This window comes from Kitasatospora albolonga, from assembly GCA_002082585.1.
Classification (GTDB): Bacteria; Actinomycetota; Actinomycetes; order Streptomycetales; family Streptomycetaceae; genus Streptomyces; species Streptomyces stephensoniae.
Genome location: CP020563.1, coordinates 1,235,961 through 1,248,867 on the forward strand (window position 1 = coordinate 1,235,961; position 12,907 = coordinate 1,248,867).

Here is a 12,907-nt window from a genome sequence, read left to right on the forward strand (position 1 = left end):
GTTACGGGGGTCAGAACTGGAGCGACTTGGTCTGGAGGTACTCCGCCAGACCGTGCGGCCCCAGCTCGCGCCCCACGCCCGACTGCTTGTAACCGCCGAAGGGGGCCAGCGGGTTGAACCGGCCGCCGTTGATGTCGACCTGCCCGGTGTCCATCCGGCGGGCGAAGGCCACCGCCTCCTCGTCGTCCGCCGCCCACACCGCGCCCGCGAGCCCGTACACGGTGCCGTTGGCGATACGGAGGGCGTCGTCCACGTCCTCGTACCGGAGGATCGACATCACCGGGCCGAAGATCTCCTCCTGGGCGATGGTCATGTCCGGGGTGACGTCGGCGAAGACGGTGGGGCTGACGTAGTAGCCGGTCTCCAGGGGCGCTTCGGGGCCTCCGGCGACCAGCCGGGCGCCCTCCTCCATGCCCTTGCGGATGTAACCCAGCACCCGGGCCTGCTGCTTGGCGTTGACGAGCGGACCGACGCGCTCGCCGGGGGCGTACTTGAGGATGGCGTGGGCCGCGAGCTCCACGGCCTCGTCGTACCGCTCGGTGTCGACCAGCATCCTGGTCCACGCGCTGCACGTCTGGCCCGAGTTGGACATCACGTTGGCGATGCCCACGTTGACCGCCTTGGCGAGATCGGCGCCGGGCAGGATCACGTTGGCGGACTTGCCGCCCAGTTCGAGGGCGACGCGCTTGACGGCGGCTCCGGCGGTGGCGCCGATCTGCTTGCCGACGGCGGTCGAGCCGGTGAACGAGACCAGGTCGACGCCCTCGTGCTCGGCGAGCGCCTGACCGGCGACCGGGCCGAGACCGGTGACCAGGTTGAAGACCCCCGGCGGCAGCCCGGCCGCCTCGGTGGCCTCGGCGAAGAGCTGGGCGGTGAGCGGGGTGTCCTCGGCGGGCTTGAGGACGACCGTGCAGCCCGCGGCGAGCGCGGGGGCGACCTTGGCGACGATCTGGTGGAGCGGGTAGTTCCAGGGGGTGATAGCGCCGACGACCCCGACCGGCTCCAGCAGGACGGTGGAGGTGCCGATCCGCTCCTCGAAGGCGTACGAGGCGGCCAGTTCGGCGTAGGAGGCGGCAACCAGGACCGGCAGGCCCGCGTGGACCGTCTGCGAGAGGGGCAGCGGCGCACCCAGCTCGGCGGTGATCGTCTCGGCCAGCTCGTCCTTGCGGGCCGCCAGCGCGTCGCTCAGGGCGGAGAGCCGGGCGGCGCGCTCGGCGGGCGGGGTGGCGGCCCAGCCGGGGAACGCGGCGCGCGCGGCCCGGACCGCCGCGTCGATGTCCTCGGCCGTGCCCGCCGGGACGTGGCCGATGAGCCGCTCGTCGGCCGGGTTCACGACGGCGATCGTGTCCTGGCCTGCGGCGGGCCGCCACGCGCCGCCGATGTACATCTGGTCGTGGGCCTTCATGGCTGTTTCCTCCCGGGCGGGATGTGCTGACGCCGACGTGCTGTCGTACGGTCCCGAACGCCCAAACTAGCGCCGTTAGTTTTCCGACGCCAGGGAGCCCCCGGAGACGCCCGTCACGCCGGGAGGCGTACGCCCCCGGGCTCGCGCGGGCCCGCACCGTCAGCCGGTCAGGGCGCGTCGGCCCGGGGCGCACCCCGTTCACGTACGGGACCGGGCGTGGGCGGTACGGGGGTGGGCTCCGGCTGCACGGACGTCCGGCCCGCGCCACCGCCCCGCAGGCCGAGGCCCGCCGCCGCCAGCAGCAGGGCGCCGAGCAGGGCGAACGGGGCCGCCGCCCCCGCCGCACCCGCGACCAGGCCCGCCGCGGCGGGGGCGGCGGCCTGGCCCAGCCGGTTGCCGGTCAGCCGCAGGGCCAGGGCCGTGGACCGGGCCTCGACGGGGGCGGCCCGGACCACCGTGGTCATCGACAGCGGCTGGCCGACGCCGAGGCAGAACCCGAGGGCGGCCAGCAGGACGGCGAGGACCGGTACGGGGACCGGGAGGACCAGGCCCGCGCAGAGCAGCCCGGCCAGCAGGCAGCTGGTGGTCAGCAGAGCCGTCCGGCCGAGGAGCCGCAGCATCGGGGGCATCACCAGCCGGCAGGCGATGGTGGCGGCGGCCCGCAGGCTGAGCAGCAGCCCGACGGTGGCGGGGGCGATCCCCCGGTGCTCACCGACCACCGGCAGGTAGGCGGTGAGGATGTCGGTCGAGGACAGGACGGCCATGCTGATGAAGATCCCGGCCGGGACGCCCCGCGCGCCGAGGATCGTGGTGACCGGGACCCGGGCGTCGGCCTTGGCGGTCGGCTTCCCGGCCGCAGGCCCGGCGCCGAGGCCGGAGCCGGAGCAAGCGCCGGGCGTACGCCGGTGCTCGATGCGCCACAGCGAGGTGAGGGCGACCGCGCAGACCGCCGCCGAGACGAGGAGCGCGAGGGCGCTCGTACGGACCAGAGCACCGCTCTCCCCGGAGATCAGCGCTCCCGCCGCGATCGGGCCGACCAGCTGGCCGAGCGAGGCGCCGATGGTGAAGTGGCCGAAGTTCCGGTCCTGTTCGGCCGGGGCCGACTGCCGCGCCACGATCGACTGGGCGCCGATCACGAAGCAGAGGTGGCCGAGGCCCATCACCCCGCTCCAGGCGGCCATCGCGGGCAGGGAGGAGACCGTGCCGCTGAGCGCGCAGCCACCGGAGATCAGCACCACGCCGACCGGCAGCAGAGGCGCGCACCGGCCGTGGTCGGTGCGGCGGCCGAGCGGGACGGCGGCGAACAGCGGAAGCAGGGCGTAGACCCCGGCGATGACACCGACGGTCCCTTCGTCCGCGCCCAGCGCGAGGGCCCGGTAGGAGACGGCGGGCCGCGCCATCGACACCGCCCCCTGCGCGAAGGCGAAGGCGATGACGAGGCGCAGCAGCCAGCCCCGGCCGGGTCCGGGTCGCGGTGCGGAAAACATCAGGAGGTGTCCATCAGAGGGTGTCCAGGGATGACGAGAGGGATCAGTACGAGGGCCACCATCAGATCGTGCCGAAGAGGATGCCCGCCCCGAGCACCACCAGCGAGGTGAGCACCGCCCACTTCACCGTGAACCGGGTGTGGTCGCCGAACTCCACCTTCGCCATGCCGACCAGGACGTACACGGCGGGGACCAGCGGCGAGGACATGTGCAGGGCCTGACCGGCCAGGGAGGCGCGGGCGATCTCCAGCGGGGAGACCCCGTGGGCCGCACCTGCTTCGGCGAGGACGGGGACGACACCGAAGTAGAAGCCGTCGTTGGACATGAAGTAGGTGAGCGGCAGGCTCAGCAGCCCGGTCACGACGGCCATGTGCGGGCCCATCGCGTCGGGGACGGCTCCGACGACCCAGTCGGCCATGTGCTCGACCATCCCGGTGCCGGTCAGAACGCCGGTGAAGACGGCGGCGGCGAAGACCATGCCGGAGACGTTGAGGACGTTGTCGGCGTGGGCGGCGATCCGGGCCCGCTGGTCGGGCATGTGGGGGAAGTTGACGGTGAGGGCGAGGGCGGCGCCGAGGAGGAAGAGCACCGGGATGGGGAGCAGTTCCATGATCATGGCGGTCAGCAGGGCGACGGTCAGACCGGCGTTGAACCAGTAGAGCCTGGGCCGCAGGGTGGAGCGGTTCGGGTCGAGGCCCTGGAACTCCGCCTCGTCATCGTCACCGTCCTGCGTGAGGTCCGCCGAGCCCGTACCGCCGGAGCCCTTGCGCGGACGGTCCTCGCCCGTACCGCCGGCGCCCGCCAGGACGGTCTCCTGCTCCGGCTCCCGTACCAGCGCCTCGTCCAGGGTGAGCGTGCCCAGGCGCTTGCGCTCGCGGCGGCCGAGGACGTACGCCAGCAGGAACACGGCGAGCAGTCCGACCGCGAGCGCCGGGATCATGGGGATGAAGATCTCGGAGGCGTCCAGCTTGAGCGCGGTCGCGGCGCGGGCGGTGGGGCCGCCCCAGGGAAGGGTGTTCATGACGCCGTTCGCCGTGGCCGCCACCCCGGTCATCACGACCAGGCTCATCTTCAGGCGTTTGTAGAGCGGGTACATCGCGGAGACGGTGATCATGAACGTGGTGGAGCCGTCGCCGTCCAGCGAGACGATCGCGGCGAGCACCGCCGTACCGACGACGATCCGCATCGGGTCGGCCCTGCAGAACCGCAGGATGGCCCGGACGATCGGGTCGAAGAGGCCGACGTCGATCATCACGCCGAAGTAGACGATGGCGAACATCAGCATGGCGGCGGTCGGCGCCAGGTTGCCGACGCCGTCGAGGACGTAGTCGCCGAGCCGCGCTCCCTGTCCGACGGCGACACAGAACAGTGCGGGGATCAGTACCAGCGCCGCGATCGGCGACATCTTCTTCGTCATGATCAGGACCAGGAAGGTCGCGATCATGGCGAAGCCGAGGATGGTCAGCATGGGGGATACCTCACGTTCGTCCTTGAACTCCCACCGGTCCCGGCGGTCGGCCCGGACGACGTTAGGGGCGGCTCCGAAGAGTTAACAAGACGTTGACGCGTGAGCAATACGAGCAAAACCCCAGGTCAACGCGGTGGCGCCAGAGACGGTGGGGGCGGAGGAGATGAGGTCAGCCGGACGGCGTCACCGTGACCGGGATGGCATTGAGCACCGCCGTCCCCGACAGCGGGTCCAGGAGCGTGCCGTCGAGCAGCTGGTTCACGTTCGCCCCGGGGGTGGCGGCGGCCACGGACATCCGGGTGCCGGGGCGGCTGTGGCCCCAGCCGTGCGGGAGGCTCACCACTCCGCTGCGTACGGTGTCCGTGATCTCGGCCGGGGCCTCGATCCCGCCGCCCGCCGACTCGATCCGTACGGTCGTCCCGTCCACGAGCCCGAGCCGGGCCGCGTCGTCGGGGTGGATCTGGAGGGTGCAGACGTTGGAACCGCCGGTGAGCGAACCGACGTTGTGCATCCAGCTGTTGTTGGAGCGCAGATGGCGGCGGCCGACGAGGACGAGCGGGGCGGGCCGGTCCCCCAACGCCCGGCGCAGGCGCGGCAGATCGGCGGCGATGGGGGCGGGGAGCAGTTCGACGCGGCCGGAGCGGGTGCGCAGGATCTCCGGGACGCGGGGCCTGAGCGGGCCGAGGTCGATACCGTGCGGGTGGGCGAGGAGTTCCTCCAGCGTCAGTCCGTACGGGCCGAGCCGGAGCATGAGGTCCAGGCGGCGTTCGGGGCCGCTGCCGCCAGTGAGTTCGGCGGCCAGGGCGGCCGGAGCGCCCGCCCTGGTGAGCGTGGCGGTGATGGCCAGGTCGTCGACGGCGGAGGGCGCGGTGCCGTGCATCCCGCTCACCGCGAGGACCAGCCGGGCGTGGATCTCGCTCTCGTCCATCCGCCCGTCCTCCAGGGGGACGGGGGCGGGGGTGTAGCGGACCTGGTTGCGTACGGCGAAGGAGTTGAACGCGAAGTCGAAGTGGGCGCTCTGGGAGGGCGGCGGCGGGGGCAGGACGACGTCCGCGTGGCGGGAGGTCTCGTTCAGATACGGGTCGACGCTGACCATGAAGTCGAGGTGACCGGCGAGGGCGGCGTCGAGCCGGTCGCCGTCGGGGGCGGAGAGGACGGGGTTGGCGGCGAGCACGATCAGGGCGCGGATACGGCCCTCGCCGGGTGTCTCGATCTCCTCCGCGAGGGCGGCGGTGGGGAGTTCGCCCTTGGCTTCGGGGTGGCCGGAGACCCGGCTCGCCCAGCGCCCGAGGGCGAAGCCCTTGCCGGGGGTGGCTGTACGCGTTCCCGGGGCGCGCTTGCGCGGCGCGCGGGCCGTCGCGGAGAGGGGGAACAGCGCGCCGCCGGGGCGGTCGAGGTTGCCGGTGAGGATGTTGAGGACGTCCACCAGCCAGCTGGCGAGGGTGCCGTGCTCGACGGTGCAGCTGCCGATCCGCCCGTACACGGCGGCGGTGGGGGCGGCGGCCAGTTCGCGGGCGAGGGCGGTGACGGTGGCCGCGTCCACGTCACAGGCGGCGGCGACCGCGTCCGGGGTGAAGTCGGCCAGGGCGGCGGTGAGTTCGTCGAGGCCCTCCAGGTGCTCGGCGAGCGGTCCGGGGTCGGCGAGCTTCTCCTCGATGAGGACGTGGGCCATCGCGGCGAGCAGCAGCGCGTCGGCCCCCGGCCGGATCGCCACATGCCGGTCGGCGAGGCGGGCGGTACGCGTGCGGCGCGGGTCGATGACGGTGAGGGTGCCGCCGCGTCGGCGCAGCGCCTTGAGGCGGCCGGGGAAGTCGGGGGCCGTACAGAGGCTGCCGTTGGACTCCAGCGGGTTGGCGCCGATCAGGAGGAGGTGGTCGGTGCGGTCGAGATCCGGTACGGGGATGGCGTGCGCGTCACCGAAGAGCAGCCCGCTGGAGACGTGCTTGGGCATCTGGTCCAGGGTGCTCGCCGTGAACACGTTGCGGGTGCGCAGGGCGGCGAGCAGCAGCGGCGGGTAGAGGGCGCCCGCCATGGTGTGGACGTTGGGATTGCCGAGCACCACGCCGACGGCCTGCGGGCCGTGGGCCTCGGTCAGGGCCGGTATGCGGGCGGCGATCCGGTCGAACGCCTCGTCCCAGGACGCCTCCCGCAGCTCGCCGTCCCCGTCGCGCACGAGCGGGGCGCGCAGCCGGTCGGGGTCGGCGTCCAGGCCCCCGAAGGACGCCCCCTTGGGGCAGATGAACCCCCGGCTGAAGATGTCGTCGCGGTCGCCGCGCGCACCCGTGACGGTGGTCCCCTCGATGGTCAGGGTGAGGCCGCAGGTGGCTTCGCAGAGGGGGCAGATACGCGGTGCGGTACGGGAGTCGTGGGACATGGGCCCTCCCCGGGCGGCGGCGGTGCGACGGCACGGCGGGGTGACGGCGCTGACGGCACCGCGAGCATACCGACCGGTACGCATGGTGGGGAGGTGCGGGAAGGCGGGCAGATCCTGGAGTTGAGGCGGCGGGCCGACGCCCCCGCCCCCCTCAGTCCAGGATCTGCGCGAGGTACGCCCGTACCAGCGTCCGGGTCTCGGCGACGATCGCCGGATCGCCCGACGGGTCCGTACGGAAGGCGAGCTGGAGCAGCGCGTCCGCCGCCTCCACGCTCACCAGGATGGCCCGCAGCAGCTCCGGACCGGGGTCGCGGCCCAGATGCCCGGCGAGGAGTTCGCCGAGCCGGCCCGCGAGGCGGCGGTTGGCGTCGTCCGACGTCTCCTCGGCGGGTGCCGGGGGCCCGAAGTCGACCAGGGCGAAGCCGGGCACGGTCCGCTTCATCGCCAGGTACTCGTCCAGTACCGCGTCGATGGCCCCGCGCCAGTCGTCGGCGGGGATCGACGCGAGCCGGTCGGTGATGCGCTCGGCGTAGAGGTCCAGGTTGCGCAGCGCGAGGGCGTCGACGAGGGCCCGCTTGTTGGAGAAGAAGCGGTAGACGGAGCCGATCGGCACCTCGGCGCGCAGGGCGACGTCACGGGTGGAGAGCTGCTCGTAGCCGGTCTCGTCGAGCAGTCCGGCGCAGGCGTCGAGTATCCGGGCGAGCCGGTCGGCGCTGCGCTGCTGCACGGGGGCGCGGCGGAGGTTCGGGTTCGGGTGGGGCACGGACCCATGATGCCGTGGCCCTCCGGCGGACCGCCGGGGACCTCCCGCGACACCCCTCGGCCGCCCCGCGACGCCCCCTCGGCCGCCCCGCGATGCCCCCTCGGCCGCCCCGCGATGCCCCCTCGACCGCCCGGCGCACCCCGTGGCCGCCCCGCAGGGACCACCAAGGCCCCCGAATGGCGCGCCGCATGCCGTTGACGCGCCCCATCCCTTATTCCTACGGTGTTCCATAGGATTCGTTGTCCGGCGGATTCGAGGGCTTCATGGGCACCGGGAGTGCGGGATGAGCGGTATCGAGCAGGCGAGGAAGACGGCGGAGGGGCTGACGTACTCCTCCGGTTTCGGCAACGAGCACAGCTCCGAGGCGGTTCCGGGGGCGCTGCCGCACGGCCGGAACTCACCCCAGCGCGCCCCCCTCGGCCTCTACGCGGAGCAGCTGAGCGGCTCCGCCTTCACCGAGCCCCGCGCGGACAACCGCCGCTCCTGGCTCTACCGCATCCGCCCCTCCGCCGTGCACCCGGCCTTCACCCGGACCGACAACGGCGGCCTGCGCACGGCGCCCTTCACCGAGTCCGTACCGGACCCGAACCGGCTCCGCTGGAACCCGCTCCCCGCCCCCGCGCCGGGCACGGACTTCGTCGGCGGGCTGTGGACCCTGGGCGGCAACGGGGACGCGGCGCAGCGGACCGGTATGGCGATCCACCTCTACCACGCCAACTCCTCCATGGTGGACCGGGTGTTCAGCGACTCCGACGGCGAGCTGCTGATCGTCCCGGAGCGCGGCGGCCTGCTGCTCCGTACCGAACTGGGCCTGCTGCGCGCCGAACCGGGCCATGTCGCGCTGATCCCGCGCGGTGTCCGCTTCCGGGTGGAGCTGCTGGACGAGACCGCACGCGGGTACGTCTGCGAGAACTACGGCCGCCCGTTCGTGCTCCCGGACCTGGGGCCGATCGGCGCCAACGGCCTGGCGAACGCCCGGGACTTCCTCGCCCCCGTCGCCGCGTACGAGGACGACGACCGGCCGGTGGAGGTGGTCAACAAGTTCTGCGGGAACCTCTGGTCGGCGACGTACGGCCACTCGCCGCTCGACGTGGTCGCCTGGCACGGGAACCACACCCCGTACGTCTACGACCTGCGCCGGTTCAACGTCATCGGCTCGATCAGCTACGACCACCCCGACCCCTCGATCTTCACGGTGCTCACCTCGCCGTCCGACACCCCCGGTCTGGCCGGTGTCGACTTCGTCGTCTTCGCGCCGCGCTGGCTGGTCGGCGAGGACACCTTCCGGCCGCCGTACTTCCACCGGAACGTGATGAGCGAGTACATGGGGCTGATCGACGGCGCGTACGACGCGAAGGCGGAGGGCTTCGTACCCGGCGGCGGCTCGCTGCACAACATGATGTCGGCGCACGGACCGGACCGCGAGACCTTCGACCGGGCGAGCGCGGCGGAGCTGAAGCCGCAGAAGATCGACGACGGTCTGGCGTTCATGTTCGAGACCCGCTGGCCCGTCACGGCGACCGCGCAGGCGGCCGGTGCCGACCACCTCCAGCGCGGCTACGACGACGTGTGGCAGGGTCTGAGCCGCAACTTCCGGCCGTAGGGACAGGCCAGGCAACAGGCCGGGCGGCGGAGGGGCCCGGAGGACGGGACGGGGACGACGTGATAGAGAGCCATGAGACGACGACCGGGGCGGGAGGCCGTGGGGACGCGGGGGCGGGGGTGGGGTCCGGAGCGGGAGCAGGGTCCGGAGCCGAGGCCGGGTCCGGGTCCGGAGCCAGGGCAGGGGCCGGGTCGGGGTCCGAGGCCGGAGCCACGTCCGGGGTGAGCCCCGCATCGCACGGCGACGCGGGCGCCCGGACGGAGTCCGCTTCCGGGCCCAGGTCCGGGCCCACGCCCATGCCCGATCCCGCGTCCGCGCCCGGCCCCCGGCTGCCCCCGGTGGACCGGCCGCAGCCCCCCGCCTTCGCGCCCGACTCCCTCGTCCTCAACCGGAAGCTGCCGCTCTGGTACCAGGTCTCCCAGTCGCTGCGGGCCTCCATACTCGGCCGCCCGCAGGACGCCTCGCCCCGGCTGCCCACCGAGGAGCAGCTCGCCGCGCACTACGGGGTCAGCGTGCTCACCATGCGGCAGGCGCTCAAGGAGCTGGAGGCGGAGGGGCTGATCAGCAGGCACCGGCGGCGGGGCACGTTCATCGAGCCGCGCGCCCGGCGGGTCTCCCCGGTCCGGCTGCTGGGCTCGGTCGACGCGATCGTCGCCCAGCAGTCCGGGGAGGCGACGACGGTTCTCGGCCACGGGACGGTGCCGGTGCCGGGCGATCTCGCGGAGTTCTTCCCGGACTGCGCCGAGGTGGTCAGCTACCGGCGGCTGCGCCGCGACGGCGAGAGCGGTGAGCCGACCAACTGGGCGGAGAACGCGGTGCGCCCCGATGTCGCCGCCCGCATCGACGTGGCCGACCTCGGACGCTGGCCGATGACCAAGGTGCTGCGCGACGGCGTCGGGGTCAGGATCTCCCGGATCACCGACACGGTGGAGGCCCGGCTCGCCGACCCGGTCACCGCCGAGCTCCTCGAGGTCCCGCTGCTCAGCCCGATCCTGCACTACACGGGCGTGACGTACGACGAGGAGGGGCGCGTGGTGGATGTGGCCCGCATCCGCTACCGGGGCGACCGGTTCTCGTTCTCCGTGACGGTGGAGGCGCACTAGGCTCCGGCCCCGGGCGCCCGGCCCCGCCGTTACGATGCGACCGGTGGGCAGGGGTGACGGACAGGGTCGGCGGACCGGGGAGGACGGCTCGGTGGCAGCGCGCAGGACGGCGGCAGCGGCCGGATCGGGCGAGGGCGCGAACGCGGACGCCGGGTCCATGGAGCTGGACGAGCTGATGCCGTGGTCGGTGCGGCCCCTGCGCACCGGCCGCTCCTGGGTGGGCGGCCCCGATCCCGCCGCGCTCCGGGCCCGCTGGGAGCGGCTGGCCGCCGCCGAGGGGGCCGAGCGGGACCGGCTGTTCCGCCCGACCCGTTCCCGTACGCCGCACACCCCGGTCGCCGCGCTGCCCGGCCAGTCCACCGGGACGGGCCGCTTCGCCCGTGAGCCGGGCGCCTGCCCCGATCCCGTACGGATTCTGCACGGACCGTTCGACGAGCAGTGGCTGCTCCCCGACCACCGGCTGATCGACGCGGCCCGCCCGGAGCTGTGGCGGGTCGGCGACGGGCGGCAGCTCTTCGCGGTCGAGCACGGTTACGTGCCCCGGGCCGGCGGGCCCGCCCTGTCGGTGAGCCACCTGCTCCCCGACGGGCACTCCCCCGCCGGACGGCCGGGCCGCATCCGCCCGCTGTACCGGCGGCCCGGCGCCACCGACCCCAATCTGGCGCCGGGTCTTCCGGCCGTACTGCGCGCCCGGCTGGGCGTCGATGGCCCCGCCCCCGAGTCCGTACTGGCCTGGGCCCTGGCCGCCGCCCGGCCCTCCCCGTCCGGCTGCCGGGTCCCGCTGCCCGCCGACGCCGAGGTGTGGGAGGCGGGGGTGGCGCTCGGCCGGGAGCTGGTACGCACCCAGCTGCGCGGGGCCCGGGACGGGGAGCGCCCCCGGCTGCCGGGCGGGCGCAGGCCCTATGTGCGGGCGGCGCTCCCGGCCCGGCCGGACGCGGTGTCCTACGACGCGGAGGCCGAGGCCCTGGTCATCGGCGATGGCCGGATCTCGCCGGTACCGGCGGGGGCCTGGGAGTTCACGGTGAGCGGTGTACGGGTGCTGGAGCTCTGGTTCGGGCGCCGGGCGGCGGCAGCGGTGGGCGCGGTGCCCGAAGGGGCGGAGGCGGACGGGCTCGATACGGTCGGGGCGCGCGGCTGGACCCGGGAGTGGACCTCGGAGCTGCTGGAGCTCATCTCCGTACTGGCGCTCCTGGACGGCCTGCGGCCCCGGCAGGAGGAGCTGCGGGCCCGGCTGGAGCGGGCGCCCCTGATCACCCGGGAGGAGCTGCGGGCGGCCGGGGTGCTGCCGGTCCCGGACTCCGCCCGGCTGCCCGCCTCGGTGCTGGGCCACCAGGAGGAGGGACCGGAGGGGCAGTTCGCCCTGCTGTGAGGACGGGCGGTCCGTGCCGCCCCGTGGACGTGAGGTGGCGAGAGGCCCGGTCGGCAGGGTAAGCACGGCCCATGAGCACTCAGCCACTCCCGCCTTCCGGCCCCCTCCCCGTCCCGCTCCCCCTCGACGGCGTCACCGTGGTGGCCGTCGAGCAGGCCGTCGCGGCCCCTTTCGCCACCCGTCAGCTCGCCGACCTCGGGGCCAGGGTCATCAAGGTGGAGCGCCCGGACGGCGGTGACTTCGCGCGCGGATACGACACGGCGGCGGGCGGGCTGGCCTCGCACTTCGTCTGGTGCAACCGGGGCAAGGAGTCGCTGGCGGTCGATCTGAAGGACCCGCGCGGGCTGGCGGTGGTACGGGAACTCGTCGCCGGGGCCGATGTGTTCGTCCAGAACCTGGCCCAGGGCGCGGCGGCCCGGCTCGGGCTGGACGCCGCCACGCTCTGTGCGGCGCACCCGCGGCTGGTGGCCGTGGACATCTCCGGGTACGGGGAGAGCGGACCGTACGCGCACAAGCGGGCCTACGACATGCTCGTGCAGTGCGAGGCGGGCCTGGTCTCGGTGACCGGGACCGCCGAGCGGCCGGTGAAGGCGGGCATTCCGGCGGCGGACATCGCGGCGGCCATGTACGCGTTCTCCGGGGTGCTGGCGGCGCTGCTGCGGCGCGGGACGACCGGGCGCGGCGGGCCGGTGGAGGTCTCCATGCTGGACGCGCTGGCCGAGTGGATGGGGCACCCGCTGCACCAGGGGATGCACGGGTCCGCGACCCCGCCGCGTACCGGGCTGGCGCACTCGGTGATCGCGCCGTACGACGCGTACGGCACGGCGGACGGCGAACAGGTGCTGCTCTCCGTGCAGAACGACCGGGAGTGGCGGCGGCTCGCCGAACAGGTCCTCGGGGAGCCGGAGTTGGCCGACGACCCGGACTTCGCGACGAACACCGCGCGGACCGCCAACCGGAAGCGGACCGACGAGGCGGTGGGGCGGGCGCTGGCCCGGCTGACGGGGCGGGAGGCACTGGACGCGCTGGAGGCGGCGGGGATCGCCTGCGCCCGGCTGAACACAGTGGCCGATGTGGCGGCGCACCCGCAGCTCGCGGCGCGGGACCGGTGGCGGGAAGTGGAGTCACCGGTGGGGCCGTTGCGGGCGCTGCTGCCGCCGGTCGTCCTGCCGGGCGGCCCGGAACCTTCGATGGGTGCCGTACCGGCGCTGGGTGAACACACCGACGCGCTGCTGCGAGCCCTGGGGATGACGGACGAGCAGACGTCGGCGCTGCGCCGGGACGGGGTGATCGCCTGAGCCGTCCGGAGGGTGAGCCACCCGGCGGGTGAACGGC

General features: G+C 74.1%; 10 protein-coding genes. 4 read left to right on the forward strand and 6 right to left on the reverse strand.

Features of this window, described 5'->3' with window-relative positions:
• Positions 1 to 10 precede the first annotated feature (10 nt).
• From B7C62_05290 to B7C62_05310, 5 genes are all read right to left on the reverse strand, one after another.
• A complete protein-coding gene (locus tag B7C62_05290; protein ID ARF71732.1) occupies positions 11 to 1,405 on the reverse strand; it encodes an aldehyde dehydrogenase family protein in 1,395 nt (464 codons plus the stop codon).
• 167 nt (positions 1,406 to 1,572) lie between these two features.
• Positions 1,573 to 2,892, reverse strand: a complete 1,320-nt coding sequence (locus tag B7C62_05295; protein ID ARF71733.1) for an MFS transporter — start codon at positions 2,890 to 2,892, stop codon at positions 1,573 to 1,575.
• 61 nt (positions 2,893 to 2,953) lie between these two features.
• Positions 2,954 to 4,360 carry a citrate:proton symporter gene (locus tag B7C62_05300; GenBank protein ID ARF71734.1) on the reverse strand — a complete coding sequence of 469 codons (1,407 nt, stop codon included), beginning with the start codon at positions 4,358 to 4,360 and terminating at the stop codon, positions 2,954 to 2,956.
• Between the two features lie 169 nt (positions 4,361 to 4,529).
• Positions 4,530 to 6,734, reverse strand: coding sequence for a molybdopterin-binding oxidoreductase (locus B7C62_05305; protein ID ARF71735.1), 2,205 nt, complete (start codon positions 6,732 to 6,734; stop codon positions 4,530 to 4,532).
• Between the two features lie 151 nt (positions 6,735 to 6,885).
• Entirely contained in the window at positions 6,886 to 7,461 is a 576-nt protein-coding gene (locus B7C62_05310; GenBank protein ARF77002.1) for a TetR family transcriptional regulator, read from the reverse strand.
• A gap of 319 nt (positions 7,462 to 7,780) precedes the next feature.
• On the opposite strand from B7C62_05310, the gene B7C62_05315 reads away from it, so the two are divergent.
• Positions 7,781 to 9,100, forward strand: a complete 1,320-nt coding sequence (locus B7C62_05315) for a homogentisate 1,2-dioxygenase (GenBank protein ID ARF71736.1) — start codon at positions 7,781 to 7,783, stop codon at positions 9,098 to 9,100.
• Here B7C62_05315 and B7C62_05320 read toward each other — a convergent pair.
• The gene (locus B7C62_05320) at positions 9,009 to 9,398 is read right to left on the reverse strand and encodes a hypothetical protein (GenBank protein ID ARF71737.1); all 390 of its coding nucleotides are present in this window, start codon (positions 9,396 to 9,398) and stop codon (positions 9,009 to 9,011) included. The genes B7C62_05315 and B7C62_05320 overlap by 92 nt on opposite strands.
• Between B7C62_05320 and B7C62_05325 the strand changes: the two genes are divergently transcribed.
• The 3 genes from B7C62_05325 (at position 9,397) to B7C62_05335 (ending at position 12,870) form a co-directional block, all read left to right on the forward strand.
• A complete protein-coding gene (locus B7C62_05325) occupies positions 9,397 to 10,203 on the forward strand; it encodes a GntR family transcriptional regulator (GenBank protein ARF71738.1) in 807 nt (268 codons plus the stop codon). The genes B7C62_05320 and B7C62_05325 overlap by 2 nt on opposite strands.
• A gap of 91 nt (positions 10,204 to 10,294) precedes the next feature.
• Entirely contained in the window at positions 10,295 to 11,572 is a 1,278-nt protein-coding gene (locus tag B7C62_05330; protein ARF71739.1) for a DNA methyltransferase, read from the forward strand.
• 71 nt (positions 11,573 to 11,643) lie between these two features.
• Positions 11,644 to 12,870, forward strand: coding sequence for a formyl-CoA transferase (locus tag B7C62_05335; protein ARF71740.1), 1,227 nt, complete (start codon positions 11,644 to 11,646; stop codon positions 12,868 to 12,870).
• Positions 12,871 to 12,907 lie beyond the last annotated feature (37 nt).